The sequence below is a fragment of the Citrobacter sp. W9 genome (assembly GCF_026719375.1).
In the GTDB taxonomy this organism is placed as follows: Bacteria; Pseudomonadota; Gammaproteobacteria; order Enterobacterales; family Enterobacteriaceae; genus Citrobacter; species Citrobacter werkmanii.
Genome location: NZ_JAPPTE010000003.1, coordinates 164,608 through 183,606, shown reverse-complemented (window position 1 = coordinate 183,606; position 18,999 = coordinate 164,608). Strand labels below are relative to the sequence as shown.

Sequence of the window (18,999 nt, the reverse complement as noted above, 5' to 3'; positions counted from 1 at the left end):
GGCAATCCGTTACTCCGTCAGAGGGGTTCCGGCATAAATATCAAACCGATGCCCTTTGGTCACCACCGCGTTAGGCGTGGCCACGTCAGCCAGCGGCGGCGCGTAGTCCGGGCGTTTCACTACCACACGTTTAGTCGCTAGCTGACGCGCCGGTTCCAGCAAGCCGTCAGCGTCGAGATCCGGCCCCACCAGCGACTGAAACACGCGCATCTCTTTCTTTACCAGCGCGCTTTTTTGCTTATGCGGGAACATCGGATCGAGGTACACCACCTGCGGGCGTGGGGTAATATCGGTTAACGCTGTCAGACTCGAGGCATGAATCAGCTGTAAACGTTCCTGAAGCCAGCCGCCAATTTCCGCATCGGCATAGCCGCGCGCCAGGCCGTCATCGAGTAACGCGGCGACCACCGGATTGCGTTCCAGCATCCGCACACGGCAGCCGACGGAGGCCAGCACAAACGCATCGCGCCCCAGCCCGGCAGTGGCATCGACCACGTCCGGCAAATAATCGCCTTTAATGCCGACGGCTTTCGCCACCGCTTCGCCGCGACCGCCACCAAACTTGCGCCGGTGCGCCATTGCCCCGCCGACAAAATCGACGAAGATGCCGCCGAGTTTCGGTTCGTCTCGCTTACGCAATTCCAGATGTTCCGGCGTCATCACCAGCGCCATCAGGCTGTCTTCATCATGCTCCAGCCCCCAGCGGGCGGCCAGAACAGATAAGGCGCCGTCTCCGGCGCCCGTTTCATCCAGTAAACAAATTTTCACGCGAACAATCAGCCCTTGATGCCGTAATGCGCCAGCATGGCGTCGAGCTGAGGTTCGCGGCCACGGAAGCGTTTGAACAGCGTCATCGGCTCTTCCGAACCACCGCGAGTCAGGATGCTATCGAGGAACGACTGACCGGTTTCACGGTTGAAGATGCCCTCTTCTTCAAAGCGGGAAAATGCGTCCGCCGCCAGCACGTCGGCCCACAGGTAACTGTAGTAACCCGCTGCGTAGCCGCCAGCAAAAATGTGGCTGAAGGCGTGCGGGAAGCGGCCCCAGGTTGGGCCCGGCACCACGGCGACCTGTTTCTTAATTTCGGCCAGCGTCTCAAGGACTTTCGCCCCCTGCTCTGGGTTAAACTCCGCGTGCAGGCGGAAGTCGAACAAGCCGAACTCCAACTGACGCAGAATAAACAGCGCTGCCTGATAGTTTTTCGCCGCCAGCATTTTATCCAGCAGTTCCTTCGGCAGCGGTTCGCCGGTTTCATAATGGCCGGAGATAAACGCCAGCGCTTCCGGCTCCCAGCACCAGTTTTCCATAAACTGGCTTGGCAGTTCGACCGCATCCCACGGCACGCCGTTAATACCGGAAACACCGGCAGTTTCGATGCGGGTCAGCATGTGATGCAGGCCATGACCAAATTCGTGGAACAGAGTGATCACTTCGTCATGGGTAAACAGCGCCGGTTTGCCGTTCACCGGGCGGTTGAAGTTACAGGTCAGATAGGCAACCGGTTTTTGCAGCGTGCCGTCTGATTTACGCATCTGGCCGACGCAGTCGTCCATCCACGCCCCGCCGCGTTTGTGTTCGCGGGCGTACAGGTCGAGGTAGAAGCTGCCGCGCAGTTCGTTGCTTTCGTCATACAGTTCGAAGAAGCGCACTTCCGGATTCCACACGTCAACATCGGTACGCTCTTTCGCGGTGATACCGTAAATACGTTTTACCACTTCAAACAGGCCGTTAACGGCTTTGTTTTCCGGGAAGTACGGACGCAGTTGTTCATCGCTGATGCTGTACAGATGCTGTTTTTGTTTCTCGCTGTAGTACGCGATATCCCACGGCTGCAGCTCTTCAACGCCACATTCGGCTTTGGCGAAGGCGCGCAGCTGGGCCAGCTCTTTTTCCCCCTGCGGACGGGCGCGTTTCGCCAGATCGGTCAGGAAGTCGAGCACCTGCTGCGGGTTTTCCGCCATTTTGGTGGCCAGAGATTTAAAGGCGTAGCTTTCGAAGCCCAACAGTTGCGCCAGCTCGTGACGCAGTGCGAGGATCTCTTCCATCACCGGGGTGTTGTCCCACTTGCCCGCGTTCGGCCCCTGATCGGAGGCGCGGGTGGAGTAGGCGCGATACAGCTCTTCACGCAGCGCCTGGTTGTCGCAGTAGGTCATGACCGGCAGGTAGCTTGGGATATCCAGGGTTAGCAGGTAGCCTTCCTGCTCTTTGGCTTCGGCCTGCGCTTTCGCCGCCGCCAGGGCGCTTTCCGGCATGCCGGAGAGTTCAGCTTCGTCGGTCACCAGCTTGCTCCAGCCCATGGTGGCGTCGAGCACGTTGTTGCTGTACTGGTTACCCAGTTCGGACAAACGGGTGGCGATTTCGCCGTAGCGCTGCTGTTTCTCTTTCGGCAGGCCGATACCGGACAGTTCAAAATCACGCAGCGCGTTATCGACCGCTTTTTTCTGTGCAGTGTTCAGGGTGGCGTAATGGTCGCCATCACGCAGGTCGCGGTACGCTTTGTACAGACCTTCATGTTGCCCAACCCAGGTGCTGTACTCGGAGAGCAGCGGCAGTGTTTGCTCGTAGGCTTCACGCAGTTCCGGGCTGTTTTTCACCGAGTTCAAGTGGCTGACCGGAGAGAAAATACGCCCCAGCACATCGTCCACTTCCGCAAGCCTCTGGCAGAGATTTTCCCAGGTGTACGGCGCGCCCTGCGCAACGACTCGCTCAACGTTTTCGCGACAATCGTTCAGCGCCTTAGTAACGGCAGGCACAACATGTTCGGGCTGAATTTTAGAAAATGGCGGCAGTTCGAAGGGAGTCAGCAATGGATTGGTCATTAGCGCGGTCCTGTTGAAAAGAGTGAATGAAGCGCGTATCCGGCGCTGTGCATATTAATTTGTACAATGGGGTTAAGTGTAGAGGATTTCAATGCTAACCGTGACGGAAAGACGCCCGGTGGCGCTGCGCTTACCGGGCCTGCGGGTAATCTGTGCCGATCTGCTGTAAACTGTGGCAAATCGTCATTTCAGCGGAATTTCATTACCCATGCTCAGTTATCGCCACAGTTATCACGCAGGCAACCACGCCGACGTCCTTAAACACACCGTTCAGAGCCTGATCATTGAATCACTCAAAGAGAAAGAAAAACCGTTTCTCTATCTGGACACCCACGCTGGCGCTGGCCGTTATCAGCTGAGCAGTGAGCATGCCGAACGTACCGGTGAATACCTGGAAGGTATCGCCCGTATCTGGCAGCAGGACGATTTGCCTGCCGAACTTGAACCCTATATTTCCGTGGTGCAGCATTTCAACCGTAGCGGCCAGTTGCGCTACTACCCGGGCTCTCCGTTAATTGCTCGTCAGTTGCTGCGCGAACAGGACAGCCTGCAATTAACCGAGCTGCACCCAAGCGACTTTCCTTTGCTGCGCGGCGAATTTCAGAAAGATGAACGCGCACGTGTGGCCAAGGCTGACGGTTATCAACAGCTAAAAGCAAAATTACCGCCGGTTTCCCGCCGCGGGCTGATCCTTATCGATCCGCCATACGAAATCAAAACCGACTACCAGGCGGTAGTGACCGGCATTAATGAAGGCTACAAACGCTTCGCAACGGGCACCTATGCGCTGTGGTATCCGGTGGTCCTGCGCCAGCAAATCAAGCGCATGATCCACGATCTGGAAGACACCGGTATCCGCAAAATTCTGCAAATTGAGCTGGCGGTGCGCCCGGACAGCGATCAGCGCGGCATGACGGCGTCCGGCATGATTGTGATTAACCCGCCGTGGAAGCTTGAGCAGCAGATGAACAATGTCCTGCCGTGGCTACATAGCAAGCTGGTTCCCGCAGGAACCGGACACACTTCCGTAAGCTGGATCGTGCCGGAGTAATCGCAGCCATCGGTGGAACCTTTTAATTTCAGGTATACAATCGCGAATATTTTGGCGGATGGCGTAACGCTTCTCCGCCCTACAATGAACATGAAGGAGCGGTCATGACCAAGCACTATGATTACATCGCTATTGGCGGCGGCAGCGGCGGTATTGCCTCCATTAACCGTGCGGCAATGTACGGCCAGAAATGCGCACTGATTGAAGCCAAAGAGCTAGGCGGCACCTGCGTTAATGTTGGCTGCGTACCGAAGAAAGTGATGTGGCATGCCGCACAAATCCGTGAAGCGATTCATATGTACGGCCCGGATTACGGTTTCGATACCACCATTAATAAGTTCGACTGGGATAAACTGATCGCCAGCCGTACCGCCTATATCGATCGCATTCATACCTCGTACGACAACGTGCTGGGTAAAAATAACGTTGATGTGATTAGAGGCTTTGCCCGCTTCGTTGATGCCAAAACCATTGAAGTGAACGGTGAAACCATTACTGCCGATCATATTTTGATCGCCACCGGCGGGCGCCCGAGCCATCCGAACATTCCAGGCGTGGAATACGGTATCGACTCCGATGGCTTCTTTGAGCTGCCAGCGCTGCCAAAACGTGTAGCCGTTGTTGGCGCAGGCTACATCGCCGTTGAACTGGCGGGCGTGATTAACGGCCTGGGCGCAGAAACTCACCTGTTCGTGCGTAAACACGCGCCGCTGCGCAGCTTCGATCCGATGATCGTCGAGACGCTGGTCGAGGTGATGAACACCGAAGGTCCGACTCTGCATACTCACGCAATTCCGCAAGCGGTCATTAAAAACGCCGACGGCAGTCTGACCCTGCAACTGGAAGATGGCCGTAGCGAAACGGTGGATTGCCTGATTTGGGCGATCGGTCGTGAACCAGCCACGGATAACTTTAACCTGGCCGTTACTGGCGTGAAAACCAACGAAAAAGGCTACATCGTCGTTGATAAATACCAGAACACCAGCGTGCCGGGGATTTATGCCGTTGGCGATAACACCGGCGCCGTTGAGCTGACGCCGGTTGCCGTTGCCGCGGGCCGTCGCCTGTCCGAGCGTCTGTTTAATAACAAACCGGACGAGCATCTGGACTACAACAACATCCCGACCGTGGTCTTCAGCCACCCGCCAATTGGCACCGTGGGCTTAACCGAGCAGCAGGCTCGCGAACAGCACGGCGATGACCAGGTGAAAGTGTATAAATCCTCGTTTACCGCGATGTACACTGCCGTGACTTCACACCGCCAGCCGTGCCGCATGAAACTGGTTTGCGTGGGTCCGGAAGAGAAGATTGTTGGTATTCACGGCATCGGTTTTGGCATGGACGAAATGCTGCAAGGCTTCGCGGTGGCGCTGAAAATGGGCGCGACGAAGAAAGACTTCGATAACACCGTTGCGATTCACCCAACGGCGGCAGAAGAATTCGTCACTATGCGCTAATTGCACAGGTGTAGACGCTATTCACTACACGCTCAAGTCACACCCCTCCGGCAACCGGAGGGGTGTTATGTCACCTCCGCCCGCGCTATTCGGCCAACGCACGCATCTCTTTAATCAGATCAGATTTCCCTTCAAAACCGATGCCCGGCAGTTCTGGCATGACGATATGACCCTCTTCCACCTTCACTGAATCCGGGAAACCGCCGTACGGCTGAAACAGATCCGGGTAACTTTCATTCCCACCGAGGCCAAGACCCGCCGCAATGTTCAGCGACATCTGGTGACCGCCATGCGGTATGCAGCGTGATGGAGACCAGCCAAACTGCGCCAGTACGTCCAGGGTACGCAGATATTCGACCAGACCGTAGGAAAGCGCACAGTCAAATTGCAGGTAGTCGCGATCCGGGCGCATGCCGCCGTAGCGCAGCAGGTTGCGCGCATCCTGATGAGAAAAGAGGTTTTCACCTGTCGCCATCGCGCCTGGGTAAAATTCTGACAGCGCGGCCTGGAGAGAATAATCCAGCGGGTCGCCGGCTTCTTCGTACCAAAACAATGGATAATCCCGTAGCATTTTGGCATAGGCAATACTGGTTTCCAGATCAAAGCGACCATTGGCATCGACGGCAAGACGCGCTTCGTCGCCAATTTCAGTCAATACCGCTTCGATACGGCGACGGTCCTCTTCCAACGATGCGCCGCCGATTTTCATTTTAACTACGTTGTAGCCGCGGTTCAGGTAGCCTCGCATTTCCTGACGCAGCGCGCTCAGGTCTTTACCCGGATAATAGTAACCCCCCGCCGCGTAGACAAAGACGCGTGGATTCGCCTCAACGCCCTTCATCTCAGCCAGCAGACGGAACAACGGCTTGTTGGCAATTTTGGCAACCGCATCCCAGATAGCCATATCCAGCGTACCAACAGCCACCGAGCGCTCACCATGGCCCCCCGGCTTTTCATTACTCATCATGACGTCCCAGATTTTATGCGGATCCAGGTTATCGTCTTCGGCATTCAGCAGACTTTCCGGGTCAGCGTCCAGAATGCGGTTACGGAAGCGTTCGCGGATCAACCCCCCCTGGCCGTAACGACCATTAGAGTTAAATCCGTATCCCACCACGCGACGACCCTCTATCTCAACGTCAGTCACAACGGCCACCAGACTGGTCGTCATCTTGCTGAAATCGATATAGGCGTTACGAATAGGGGAAGCGATGGGTTTGGTAATTTCTACAACATCGAGGATACGCATGTTTTCTCCGGCGGGTTCTTAGTCAGTTATGCTCGCACTTACACGCCTGTAAAAAGTGATAACTCATGCCGGTTTATTATTGGCATAATGCATCCAGGCAGCATTTAAGGACGCCATCGTCCTCTATTTCTCCATCTTAAGCAGTGCTCATCTGCTGATCTAATGCCAAAGAGGCTGACTGTAATGCAAAATCGGCATCACCTGGAACTCACCTGGCTTGAAGACTGCGTTGCGCTGGCGCAGTCACTCAATTTCTCTCGCGCAGCCGCTTCCCGATATGTGACGCAGCCCGCATTCAGTCGGCGCATTGTCTCGCTGGAAGAGTGGCTGGGAACGCCGATTTTTGAGCGTAACCGCCGTGGCGTTAGCCTGACTCGTGCGGGGGAAGTTTTCGTCGCTCAAGTGCCCGAACTGATCCGGGCGCTATATACCCTGAGAAATGAAACCATTGAAGCGGCGGGAAATACACGACCGGATGTTATTTTCTCCGCAACGCACTCCCTGTCGTTCTCATTTTTTCCGGCGCTGATGCGTAATAACGAAAAAATCGCCCGTTTCGGCTCATTTCGCCTGCTGTCAGACACGCTCAGCGCCTGTGAAAGGATGATTGAAAATGGGGATGCGCAGTTTCTGCTGTGTTATTACCACCCTCACATGCACATCAATCTTGATCAGACGAAATATCTCAGCGTTCGCCTTGGACAAGAAACGTTATTACCCTACTCCAAATGTGATCCCGGCTCTCATCAGCCGCTCTGGCAGGCTACGGGGGGCAAAAAATTTCCGTTCCTCTCCTTCTCTGCAGAATCCGGTCTGGGGAGGATCCTCTCGAACACGTCACCGGTGAATCATGCCCGACGCGGTATGGACATCGCCTTCACCGCCGATCTGGCCGCCACGCTGCTGGCGATGGTCAAAGCCGGGGACGGCATTGCCTGGCTGCCGGAAAGTCTGGCGGCTCCGGATGTTCAGGCCGGGACGATTGCCGCGGCGGCCCCACAGAAGAGCGGATTATGGATACCCATTGATATCCGACTGTTTCGGCCTGCGGGCAGAATGTCCAGAGCGGTAGAAGAATTGTGGGAAATATTCGTGGGCGAGCAGAGGTAACAAAATATCCGGATGGGAGGAAACGCGCCCATTTTGCATACAAACGAGCGCGTTAAACAACCGATCTTAGTAGGTATTAAAATAATGCTGAATGAGCTCAGGATTTTTCGTTTTTGTCAGGGCTGTCATCAGCAAAACCCGGGCTTTCGCAGGATTTAATGAATCAGACACCAATCCCGGCTGCCCTTTATCCTGTGGAACAATGCCGTTACCCGTTCGGGATGCACGCACCACAATGATTCCCGCTTTCTCTGCTTTTTTAATTCCAGCTTCACTTCTGACAGAAACCGACCCGGCACCGGTTCCGGCATAGACAATCCCATCTACATGATGCGCAATTGCAGCATCATACATATATTCAGGATCGTCCTGGTAACCATAAATAATCGCTACCTGCGGCAGCTTTTTAAGATTTCTTACATCAAAAACGGAACGCAGGGTATGCGTCTTTTCAATGCGAGTTTCAAACTCTGGTTTGCCATTGACGATAACCCCTAAATACCCCTGCTCAGGGGCTTTGAAGGTATCCAGCGTGGTCGCGTTTGTCTTGGTCACAAACCTTGCAGAACCTATGCGATCATTTAAAACCACCATAACCCCCCGACCCCTTGCATTCGGATCGGCGGCCACCGTGACCGCTTCCAGCAGATTCATTGCACCGTCTGCGCTAATGGCCGTCGCGGGTCTCATCGCCGCAGTGAACACCACGGGTTTATCGCTCTTAACCGTCAGATTGAGAAAGTAGGCCGTTTCATCAAGCGTGTCGGTTCCGTGGGTAATAACGATACCGTCAACGTCATCACGCGCGAGCAGCGCATTCACCTGCTTAGATAGCTTTAAAATAATGTCACTGGTCATGTTTTCGCTGCCGATATTAGATATTTGCTGACCATCAACACTGGCAATCTTATTAATTTCAGGCACCGCTTTAATTAATGTCTGAACACCTATTTCACCAGATTTATATCCCGATATTTGGGTGTTATTTTCAGCGGTACCAGCGATGGTTCCTCCCGTCGCCAGAATTATTATGTGAGGTTGCGTTATCGCACTAAAAACGTTTGAACTGATAAATAACATCGCCGCCGCGATGAATATTTTAATATTCATTTTCATCCTCTGAATTTAATTAATTAGGGATACAGGAAATGCTTCAAAAAAATCAAGCCAGGATTATTTTCCCGATAATAAGGCCAACGACGACAGCAACAATAACATTCACTAAACCAGGCCGCATAAAACTATGGTTAAATACATATTTGCCTATGCGCGTAGTTCCCGTGTCATCAAAAGCAAGCGCAGCCAGACATTGACCCGCCACCGGAATGAAGAAATATCCATTCACCGCAGGCCATGCACCAATGAGCGCATATGCAGGTAAGCCTAATGCCAGCCCCAACGGTAGAAGAATGAGCGTTGTTGCCGCCTGGCTACTGACCATCGCAGAGACAAAAAACATCATGATGGCAATTAACCAGGTATGTTGCTGTAATAGCGTCTGAACCTCTGCCTTAATCAGATCAATATGCCCATTGACGAAGGTTTCGCTCATCCAGGCAAGGCCAAAGGCGCAGACAATCGCCAGTGCCCCCGCGCGAAACACAGTCCCGCTGATAATTTGGTCCACCGGAGGTCGGCATATCAAGACTATCAGACAGGCAAAAGAGAGCATTGTTATCTGGATCGCTGCCGACATCGATAACGGTTGCAGCCCTTTTGCCGTTTCCACTACCGGTCGTAATTGAGGAATAATCCCTAAGAGCACAATCACCACGGCACTCATCAAAAACAGTACGACAGAGAGCTTAGCGCGAAAGGTAACTTCAGTTTTATCGTGTTGTTTCTGAGCAGGCTTTATTAAACCCTCCGCAAGCCTGCGTTGATACTCTGGGTCATCTTTTAGCTCTTTGCCTTTATTAAAGGTCGCTAAGGCCCCCATCGCGACACCCACTAACGTAGCGGGAACGCAGATCATCATAATTGTAGAAATGGATATCCCTAACGGGGCCATTAAACCAATCATTGCCGCCATCGCCGCCGATATTGGACTGGCTGTGATAGCCTGCTGCGATGCAATAACAGAAATGGATAATGGCCGCTCAGGACGGATCCCCGAATCACGGGCGACTTCAGAAATAACCGGTAATAAACTATAAACAACATGCCCCGTTCCGGACATAAAAGTGAAGATATAGCAAATAAAAGGCGCCAGCAGCGTAATATAACGAGGATGACGGCGCAGAATTTTCTCTGCCAGTTTAACCAGTAAATCCAGACCACCGGCGGCTTGTAATGATGAGGCAGCTAAAACAACCGAAAGAATAATAAGAATAACGTCAATCGGCGGTGTGGATGGGGTCAGGCCAAAAACAAATACCATGACGCCAACACCGAGTCCCCCGACCATGCCTAAAAACACACCGCCAATCCTGGCGCCAACCATTAAGGCTAAAAGAATAAAACACAATTCCGTCCAAAACATACTTCCTCCTGGCTTATCTGGAGTGAATGTTGGGTTACATGAGTGGAACAGCGTTAACAGGGTTAATACGGTTTACCAAAACCGAATGCACCGTAATCAGACAAAACATTCGCTGCAGATTTACCACCAGCCTGCATGGCGCACAGCACCCTTTCTCGATCGGGCTCAGCTGTACCTGATTGGATAATGGAGAGCATAAATCCGGTTAAAAACGCATCACCTGCCCCCAGGGTATCTACTGGCTCAATATATTTCGGCGTCCAGTCAAGAAAACCACCAGCGGAAAAATAATAAACACGTTCATGCCCGCAGGTTGCAATAATATGTCGACAACCGTATTGGTAAAGCTTATTTATTTTTTCTTTGGTTTCATCTGGTGAGATGCCACTACAGGAAATGAAGCCATAATCTACCCATGGGCATACTCTTGCGAAATAATCATCGGTGCCACGTCCAGAAAAATCGAATGATATCATGATATTTTTCTGTTTTATTTTTTCCAGCTCACTTTCAAGATAACCATTAATACTGGTGTGAACTAAGTCAAAACTGGCAATGTATCGCAGATCATCCACCGTCAGCATGAAGGGATGTTCGCGTAAAACACCATTTTTATTACTGGTGACAAACTCACGATCGCCATTATTGAGGCGAATACAGGCGTAACCGTTCTCCCCCTCATAATGCCGACTATGGGTAATATCTATCTGTAACTTATGCAATACATCTTGTATATGTTTTGCCGCGTCATCATTCCCAAACGCCCCCATGAAGGCGCTTGAAGCACCGGCTTGCTTTGCGTAGACAGAAAAATTTAAGGCATTGCCACCTGGATACATCATTCCAGAATGAAGGTATTTATCGACGACATTGTCACCTATACCTATTACGCGAATACTCATAATAATACCCTGCTCTATAAAATCTTAAAAAGCGTCCCTGCTTTTACCTTAATCCTTTAGTAATCAGTATGCTACTTTCCACATATAACGACGTGTAGTGAGCGGATGCTGGCGAGCTTCAGCAAGCGCTCGGTTGTAGACAGGGTAAACATTATTGAAGAGAGAATGGTTAAAGTAATCAATAACCGTAGTTTTGATAGTCGACAACCCTAACTCTTTCGCGTCTATCACTTCAATTCGCTGACCATATTTTTTCAGAAAATCTAATGCACGCTCATCGACCGGGCGGGTACTACCTTCAGAAAGCTGTACGAAAAATGGTGTATTAGCATCCGTAATTTCGAACGGTCCGTGGAAGAATTCACCGCTGTGAATACAGGCTGAATGAATCCACTGCATTTCCATAAATATGCAGATACTTTGTAAATATGACGCGCCATAGCCCGCCCCACTGGCAACAGTATAAATAACTTTATCGTCTTTATATTCTTGAGCAAATGCTTGTGCCCGTTCAGCCACATGCTCGCAAGCACGATATACAATACGGTTAATTTTACTGACGCCATCCAGGAAATCGTCATAGTGAACATAGCCTTCTGTTTGCTGAAGAAGCTCTACCGCGGTAAGCAAACATTGTATCGTCTTCTCTTCAGCGACATCTTTTCCCTCGCCGAAGGTATAGGTCTCAACATAATCACAATGCGCAACCAAAGGTGAATCCATAACCCAGGTAAGCCCAATAACGGTCGCGCCATGCAGGCGTGCAATTTCTGCCGCCTTCGTGGTTTCAGGGGTATTGCCTTTATGCGAAGCAACAACAACGACGGCATTTTCACCCAGCGCAACAGGCGGGTTACTGATAAATTCCCCACTGTTGTAAAGGCCCACGCTCAGCGTTTTTGACTCTTTTTCTAAGAATGCTTTTGCCGGGTAGAACGCGGCATAAGACCCACCACAGGCAACATAGTAAACATGTTTAGTCCCCCCTTTTTCCGCCTGGCTGGCCACAATATCGTTCACAATTTCTTTAATGCTCATTATGGTTCCCTCTGGTTCAATCAATCATACAGGCGGATATCGCCTACAAAATGACTCTTAATGTATTGGTATTTTTATAATACATTTAAAGACATTTGATCAACGTAAGAACCATAAAAAATCGGGATCCGCGACACGGATCCCGATTTTAGCCAGTATCAAAGATGTAAGAGGAGGACCTATACGGTGAATCGAATCTTGTCGCCAACGATCAACTGACGGGACACACAAGATAATTCTCCTTTGTTATCAATCATTTCACTCTTAATTAATATCAGAGGATAATTTTCACTCACCCCAAGATAGTGAGCAACCTCAAAGCTTGCATACACTAGCTCAATCATTTTGCGCGAATGGGTAAACCACAGCCCATATTTTTCACGTAAGCAAGCGTATAACGAATGATTATTGAGGTCCTCTTGCAGCAGAAAGGCAAAACGAGGAGGTAACTGGATGGTTTCCAGCGAAACGGGAATATCGTCAGCATAACGAATACGTTCAATGACTACCGCTTTCTCTTTTTCAGCCATTCCCAGCGAGGCGCTGGTCTCGTTATCCACCGATTCAAAAACCGATTTGATAGTCCGGGAGCCGGGCCGCCGCCCCTGGGACTGACACAACTCGCTAAAGCTCATAATCCCGGTCATGCTGCGCTGAAACTTTTCATTGCTGACAAACGTTCCCTTGCCAGAAACACGCGTCAGAAGATTTTCACGCGTTAGAGCATCCAGAGCTTTACGCACCGTTACACGACTAACCTGCCACTGGCTACTGAGTTCATTTTCTGTGGGGATCTGCTGACCGGGCTTGTATTCACCGCGCAAAATCGCCTCTTTCAAGGATGCCTCAAGCTGTTTATAGAGAGGTTTTGCGCTATTGCTGTCAGGTTGCTCCATCATTTGTATCCGTTTGTATTATTAGAATACCATGACATGTATTATAACTATTTACCTGACATTTGCTGGCATAAAAAAAGAAAATCGGCCACAAAATCAGTCTGGTGGCCGATTTATCATATTTAAATTACTGATGGTTCTGCATATACGGCGTATAAATCCCGTTCAAACTTTCGAGAAACGCCACGATATCGTCGATATCTTCCTGCGGCAGTTCCTTACCCACCTGATAACGCAGCATCAGTTTGACCGCACCATCGAGCGTAGGCACATCACCGCGATGGAAATAAGGCGCAGTCAGCGCAACGTTACGTAATCCAGGGACTTTCTGACGTAGCTTGTCACGTAGCTCATTGGTAACGTTCATCCGGCCAATATCTGCGGCAGTGACTTCGCCGAAATTAAAGTCCTTTTTCAAACCTAATGGTTCAAATGAGCGTCCGCCTAAAATAATACCGCCATGACAGGTCGCGCACTTATTTTCCTTAAACAACTGATAGCCATGTTTTTGCTGAGCTGTTAACGCCTCCTCATCACCACGTAACCACTTATCAAACGGTGAATTTGGCGTGATCAGCGTTTTCTCAAATTCAGCAATCGCATCGGTAATATTATCTCCGCTGAATCCCTGTGGATAAACCGCAATAAATTCTTGCTTCAAGAGCGGATCTTTATCCAGCTTCTGGATAATTTCATCCCAGGATTTAGATGCCATTTCAATCGGGTTCAACGGCGGACCACCTGCCTGCGCCTGTAATGTCGGCGCACGGCCATCCCAGAACTGTTCCACGTTAAAGACTGAGTTAAACACCGTTGGCGCGTTGATCGGCCCGACCGCTCCGCCTACGCCAATTGACGTTTTCCGGCCATCCACACCACCCGCATTCAGGGCATGACAGTGCGCGCAAGAGATCGTGCTGTCGCCGGAAATACGCGGATCGTGATAAAGCGTAAAGCCAAGCGCCACCTTCCGGGCATCAGTCGGGATGCTTTCTGGTATTGGCTGTACGGGTTCATTACGATGCTGCGCGGCGGTATCTTTACTGGCGTAATACTGCTCACGCTGTTTGGCGACCCAGCCCAAAATGTCTTCGCGCTCCGCATCGCTCACCTTACCGGCCCAGTGCAGCGCGGTATAACGCGTCGGCGGCATGGTTTCGTACTGCATCACCCATTCAATTTTATTCAGGTCGCTTTGCGAAACGGGTTTATCCGCGACCAGCGCCGCACGAACGGCCTCAAGATTGAAAGATTTATATCCCAGTTGAATGTCGTAATTCATCAACTGCTTAGCGACAGGAAAAGAAGAATAGAAAGGTAATTCAGCCGAAGGGGTGTGACAATAATCACATCCTTTTTCGCGCAAGAATCCTAAAACTTTATTATTTGCTTCCAGCGAAGAGGCCTGAACATCAGCCTGTTTGCTCCGTTGATTATCGTGATACCACACATAACCGGATAATCCAAAATAACAAATCACGATGCCAGCTATGGCAATCGCGGTAAGACGGGTAATGATTTTCATTATTTTTACCCTCACCGTTGTGAGTTATTGTGACCCAGAAAAATTAGAATAATTAATGCACAGTCTTTGTCAGACTTGACCATCATAGGAAATGAGGGGATTACTATTTTGATAAGTATCAAGCAATTACATGGAGGAGAACTATCAATAGAATAGCCTGTGCCTATTATAGCGTTAAGCCATTAGCAGGTTTCGTTCACACCTCGTTGCAATCGAATGTTCTGAAAATGGAATATCTTCAGGTCGCGCACGATTCTGAATTATTCATTATTATCATTGGGATAGTTTATTTTTTTAAATAATGCTCAACACTAAAACGTGATCAACCGCACGCTTTACTCAGCCAATACCGAAGCGAATGTCTACGCTTAACTGACGACCGGGCAACAGCCTTACTATTTCAACGTCCATCGGAGGTCTTTCTCATTATGCTCAACCAGAAACTACCCCACGCCCCTTCTGAAGAACTGACGATCGACATCGATCTGCTTTATGAAATGGATCCGTGCGAGTTAAAGCTGGATGAAATGATTGAGGCAGAGCCTGAGCCGGAGATGATTGAAGGGCTGCCCGCCTCAGATGCGTTAACCCCGGCCGATCGTTACCTTGAGCTGTTCGAACATGTCCAGTCGTCGAAACTGTTTGCCGATAGCAAAACCTTCCCCGACTGTGCACCCAAAATGGACCCGCTGGACATTTTGATCCGTTATCGCAAGGTCAAACGCCATCGGGACTTTGACCTGAAGCGCTTTGTTGAGAACCATTTCTGGCTCCCGGAAACGCCCTCCAGCGAATACGTTTCTGACCCGGCAAATTCGCTGAAAGAGCATATCGATCAATTGTGGCCAGTGCTGACGCGCGAACCGCAGGACCACATTCCCTGGTCCTCGTTGCTGCCGTTACCGCAGTCATATATTGTGCCTGGCGGACGTTTTAGCGAAACCTACTACTGGGATTCCTATTTCACCATGCTGGGTCTGGCGGAGAGCGGGCGCGAAGATCTGCTGAAATGTATGGCGGATAACTTTGCCTGGATGATCGAAAATTATGGTCACATCCCAAACGGTAATCGAACGTACTACCTGAGCCGCTCGCAGCCGCCGGTCTTTGCGCTGATGGTGGAACTGTTTGAAGAGGATGGCGTACGTGGCGCGCGCCGTTATCTTGATCATCTAAAAATGGAGTACGCGTTCTGGATGGATGGCGCCGATTCGCTGGTGCTCAACCAGGCCTACCGCCACGTAATCAGAATGTCGGACGGATCCTTGCTCAACCGCTATTGGGACGATCGTGATACGCCGCGCGATGAATCGTGGCTTGAAGACGTCGAGACCGCCAAGCATTCAGGTCGACCGCCCAATGAGGTGTATCGCGATTTGCGTGCAGGCGCGGCATCGGGATGGGATTACTCCTCACGCTGGCTACGCGATGCAGGCCGCCTTGCCAGCATACGCACGACACAATTCATCCCAATTGATCTGAACGCGTTCCTCTACAAGCTGGAGAGCGCCATCGCCAATATTTCGGCGCTGAAAGGTGACAAAGAAGCTGAAGCGCTGTTTCGCCAGAAAGCCAATGACCGCCGCGATGCGGTGAATCGCTACTTATGGGATGATGAAAACGGCTGCTATCGCGATTATGACTGGCGACGTGAACAAATGGCCCTCTTCTCTGCGGCCAGTATCGTACCGCTGTATGTCGGCATGGCAACGCATGAACAAGCCGACCGGCTGGCCAATGCGGTACGCAGCCGCCTGCTAACGCCAGGGGGTATTTTAGCCACAGAACATGAAACCGGTGAGCAGTGGGATAAACCCAACGGCTGGGCGCCGCTGCAATGGATGGCTATTCAAGGTTTCAAATTGTATGGCGACGACCATCTCGGGGATGAAATTGCCCGTAACTGGTTGAAAACGGTGAATCTCTTTTACCAGGAACACCACAAGCTTATCGAAAAATACCATATTGCCGACGGCATGCCGCGCGAAGGCGGCGGCGGGGAATATCCGCTGCAGGACGGCTTTGGCTGGACAAACGGCGTGGTGCGCCGACTCATCGGGCTGTATGGCGAACCTTAGCCGCTGGCGGCCTGACTCCTCAGGCCGTTAGTTAATCGCATCGTAGAGTTCAGTATGAATTTTTTGCCATTTCTTGTTCTCCGGGCTGGGTTCTGCGCGAGCGCGGAGCTGAGCCTGCTCAAGATCATACTGTTGACGTGCGATAACCGCCGGAACCGAACAAAAACTTTGCAGGTAGCTTTTGTGCAAGGAAGTGAGTGACGCCCCATTCGACATGGCATGACTGAGCGTACTCATAAACTGTCTGCAAGGTTTGCTCTCGTTCATCTGCGCAGGATAACGCAGCAGCAGTCTCAACACCTCGGTATTGCCCGCAGCGAATGCTTGTTCCGTCCACGCCAGCTTCCAGTCCATCCCGCCCTGCAGGAACAGTGACGTCACACGGGTATCGTTGCGATCGATAGCCGCGCGCATGTTAAAGGCATCCCAGGTGATACCCATTCGGGTCACAGATTCCCGTGCGGAAGGTGCATCACGGCGCGGTTCCTCCTGCACGATTTCAACGGATTGTCCGGATGACGCCTGTGGCGCTGGCGAAGTGAATAACCAGAACGCACCCAGCGAAATCACCAGCACCATCACGCCGACCGCGACCCACAACATGCCTGAAATCAGCTGTTCACGCTCCTCCGCGGTGCGCTTTGCTCGCTTCTCCGGCGGATCAATACTGTCGGCGATTTCCTGTTTGTCGCCCCCCGCCTGCTCATCCTTTTGCTTTGCCATTTCCCAGAACTGGCGGACGGTCGTCTCATCAGACTCCAGATATGACGCGGGATTAACACGCGTACGCCTTTCTGCAAATGCCCGTTGTACAGGGTGAGTAATCTGTCGGTACTGACAATCCAGCAGCATTAGTTGTACTGAGGTCAGCGGCTGCTGCACGATGACGCCGTTGCGGGCCAGCCGGCAATCATCCAGAAACATACGCAACGTAAGACGTGGTTCGACAAACAACGTCAGCACCGAGGTGTCGTTAAAAATCTGGGTAAAGTGGCGTACAAACAATTTCTTATCCACGACCATAAGCGCCAGCTCGCTAAACATCATGCCGTCCAGCGCATCCCGACTGTCACCCAGTTTTAACCAACGGCGCAGGCGTTCCCCACCGAAGTGCTGTTTCAGGAAGCTGTTGAGTGGATGTTGATCCGGCCATACCCGTGCGATAAGCGATTTGAGCGTTAATTCTATTGCACGAAGCTGACGCTGCGCGTGGATCTGTGCTTCCGGCTCTGCACGTTCAATCTCAGTTTCATACTTCAGGATGGGCTGTTGCTGACGCAATTGTTCCAGAGACGCCACGAAGCGTAGCGCAGAAATCAGCTGGTTTTCACTGACGTCCTGGCCATTTTCATACTGCGGCACGCTCTGCTGCAGATGACGCAGCCGCAGAGTGAACTGGCTCAATTGCGCATCATTCATCTGCAAACGTCTGGCGACAGCTCCCCAGCCGCCCAGATTCAATCTGGCCTGGTCAAGCTGCTCAAGGAACCATCGCGGCTCTTTACCCTCTGCGACATGCACGCCTAACAGCAGCAATATTTCTACCGATGCCTGACGGATGATCGCCAGACAACGTTCAAAGGGTGTACATGTCGCTTGTAATGCGCTATTGGTCATCATCTTCCCTAACAGGACCCAAAACGTGCGGCCTCACAATGGTATGTCGTTATTTTCTATAAAAGCAGATGTGTATCGACGTAGACTAAAACACATTCATATAGCAAATAAATCTGTTTTACAGTGACTTCCGCACAATCATGGAAAATTATTCAGGAGATATGTCCGTGCCCGTATTGAAAACATCGCGCCTGATCTGTCGTCCATTGAATATTGAAGATTGGGCGTTCTTTTTAACGTTACAGCAGAACGCTGATGTGATGCGCTTTGTCGCTGATACGCGCACAGAACAAGAGATACAGGCAGCCTTTCATTCACGCTTACCAGAGTGGGCCCCCGGCAGCCCGCACTGGCTTTGCCTGGTGCTGTGCGATAAGGCAACGGGAATGCCGCTGGGGGTGACTGGATATATTCATGAAAACAATGAATGTGCCGAGGTCGGTTTTTTGCTTACTCCCGAGGCACAGGGTAAAGGTTATGGCACTGAATCCCTGCATGCCGTTTGCGATTACGCATTTACCCACGGCGGACTCCGCCGGCTGACGGCCTGCGTCACCGCAGGAAACGAAGCCTCAAGACGTCTGCTGGAAAAGATTGGGTTCATTCACGAAGGTACGCTGCGGGAAAGCTATTGGCTACAACAAACCTGGCGCGATGACTGGCTTTTCGGCCTGTTAAAACGTGAATATCAGCCGCCAATGCCATAAGGCGTTTTGCTGTAAAAACTGGCTACATGGCAACTGGCGTAACGGAGTGGATTTCTTAAAATATATCT

15 protein-coding genes are annotated in these 18,999 nt (G+C 51.4%); 5 read left to right on the top strand and 10 right to left on the bottom strand.

Translation table 11 applies throughout. The annotated features are described in order from the left end of the window. Positions 1–9: 9 nt before the first annotated feature. Both rsmJ and prlC read right to left on the bottom strand, forming a co-directional pair. Positions 10–768, bottom strand: coding sequence for a 16S rRNA (guanine(1516)-N(2))-methyltransferase RsmJ (rsmJ, locus tag OOJ59_RS07295; RefSeq protein ID WP_110496579.1), 759 nt, complete (start codon positions 766–768; stop codon positions 10–12). Positions 769–776: 8 nt separating this feature from the next. Beyond that, positions 777–2,819, bottom strand: a complete 2,043-nt coding sequence (gene prlC / locus OOJ59_RS07290; RefSeq protein WP_087857173.1) for an oligopeptidase A — start codon at positions 2,817–2,819, stop codon at positions 777–779. 208 nt (positions 2,820–3,027) lie between these two features. Here prlC and OOJ59_RS07285 point away from each other — a divergent pair, with 208 nt between their 5' ends. Continuing rightward, on the top strand, positions 3,028–3,870 hold the full coding sequence (locus OOJ59_RS07285) for a 23S rRNA (adenine(2030)-N(6))-methyltransferase RlmJ (protein ID WP_038635089.1): 843 nt from the start codon (positions 3,028–3,030) through the stop codon (positions 3,868–3,870). A 104-nt stretch (positions 3,871–3,974) separates the two neighbouring features. Next, complete coding sequence (gorA, locus tag OOJ59_RS07280) at positions 3,975–5,327, top strand: glutathione-disulfide reductase (protein ID WP_160955351.1); 1,353 nt, start codon at positions 3,975–3,977, stop codon at positions 5,325–5,327. Positions 5,328–5,412: 85 nt separating this feature from the next. Here gorA and OOJ59_RS07275 read toward each other — a convergent pair whose 3' ends face one another. Beyond that, a complete protein-coding gene (locus tag OOJ59_RS07275; RefSeq protein ID WP_160955352.1) occupies positions 5,413–6,576 on the bottom strand; it encodes a mandelate racemase/muconate lactonizing enzyme family protein in 1,164 nt (387 codons plus the stop codon). Between the two features lie 183 nt (positions 6,577–6,759). Here OOJ59_RS07275 and OOJ59_RS07270 point away from each other — a divergent pair, with 183 nt between their 5' ends. Further along, entirely contained in the window at positions 6,760–7,686 is a 927-nt protein-coding gene (locus tag OOJ59_RS07270) for a LysR family transcriptional regulator (protein ID WP_087857175.1), read from the top strand. A gap of 66 nt (positions 7,687–7,752) precedes the next feature. Here OOJ59_RS07270 and fraE read toward each other — a convergent pair whose 3' ends face one another. The 6 genes from fraE to OOJ59_RS07240 all read right to left on the bottom strand — a co-directional run bounded on the left by fraE (position 7,753) and on the right by OOJ59_RS07240 (position 14,529). Continuing rightward, the gene (fraE, locus tag OOJ59_RS07265) at positions 7,753–8,796 is read right to left on the bottom strand and encodes a fructose-asparagine asparaginase (RefSeq protein ID WP_268063367.1); all 1,044 of its coding nucleotides are present in this window, start codon (positions 8,794–8,796) and stop codon (positions 7,753–7,755) included. Between the two features lie 52 nt (positions 8,797–8,848). Next, positions 8,849–10,168 (bottom strand): anaerobic C4-dicarboxylate transporter family protein, encoded by a 1,320-nt coding sequence (locus OOJ59_RS07260; RefSeq protein WP_038635104.1) that lies wholly within the window; start codon positions 10,166–10,168, stop codon positions 8,849–8,851. 62 nt (positions 10,169–10,230) lie between these two features. Then, entirely contained in the window at positions 10,231–11,070 is an 840-nt protein-coding gene (locus OOJ59_RS07255; RefSeq protein ID WP_038635106.1) for a fructoselysine 6-kinase, read from the bottom strand. Between the two features lie 63 nt (positions 11,071–11,133). Continuing rightward, on the bottom strand, positions 11,134–12,111 hold the full coding sequence (fraB, locus tag OOJ59_RS07250) for a 6-phosphofructose-aspartate deglycase (protein WP_087857266.1): 978 nt from the start codon (positions 12,109–12,111) through the stop codon (positions 11,134–11,136). Positions 12,112–12,287: 176 nt separating this feature from the next. Next, on the bottom strand, positions 12,288–13,007 hold the full coding sequence (locus tag OOJ59_RS07245; RefSeq protein ID WP_087857176.1) for a GntR family transcriptional regulator: 720 nt from the start codon (positions 13,005–13,007) through the stop codon (positions 12,288–12,290). A gap of 124 nt (positions 13,008–13,131) precedes the next feature. Then, a complete protein-coding gene (locus tag OOJ59_RS07240; protein WP_085049061.1) occupies positions 13,132–14,529 on the bottom strand; it encodes a cytochrome-c peroxidase in 1,398 nt (465 codons plus the stop codon). A 428-nt stretch (positions 14,530–14,957) separates the two neighbouring features. On the opposite strand from OOJ59_RS07240, the gene OOJ59_RS07235 reads away from it, so the two are divergent. Continuing rightward, positions 14,958–16,607: an alpha,alpha-trehalase gene (locus OOJ59_RS07235; protein WP_032940627.1), complete on the top strand. Its 1,650-nt coding sequence runs from the start codon at positions 14,958–14,960 to the stop codon at positions 16,605–16,607. Positions 16,608–16,634: 27 nt separating this feature from the next. Here OOJ59_RS07235 and OOJ59_RS07230 read toward each other — a convergent pair whose 3' ends face one another. Further along, a complete protein-coding gene (locus OOJ59_RS07230; RefSeq protein WP_160955372.1) occupies positions 16,635–18,224 on the bottom strand; it encodes an STY4199 family HEPN domain-containing protein in 1,590 nt (529 codons plus the stop codon). Positions 18,225–18,391: 167 nt separating this feature from the next. Here OOJ59_RS07230 and OOJ59_RS07225 point away from each other — a divergent pair, with 167 nt between their 5' ends. Beyond that, on the top strand, positions 18,392–18,931 hold the full coding sequence (locus tag OOJ59_RS07225) for a GNAT family N-acetyltransferase (RefSeq protein WP_121530041.1): 540 nt from the start codon (positions 18,392–18,394) through the stop codon (positions 18,929–18,931). Positions 18,932–18,999: the final 68 nt, after the last annotated feature.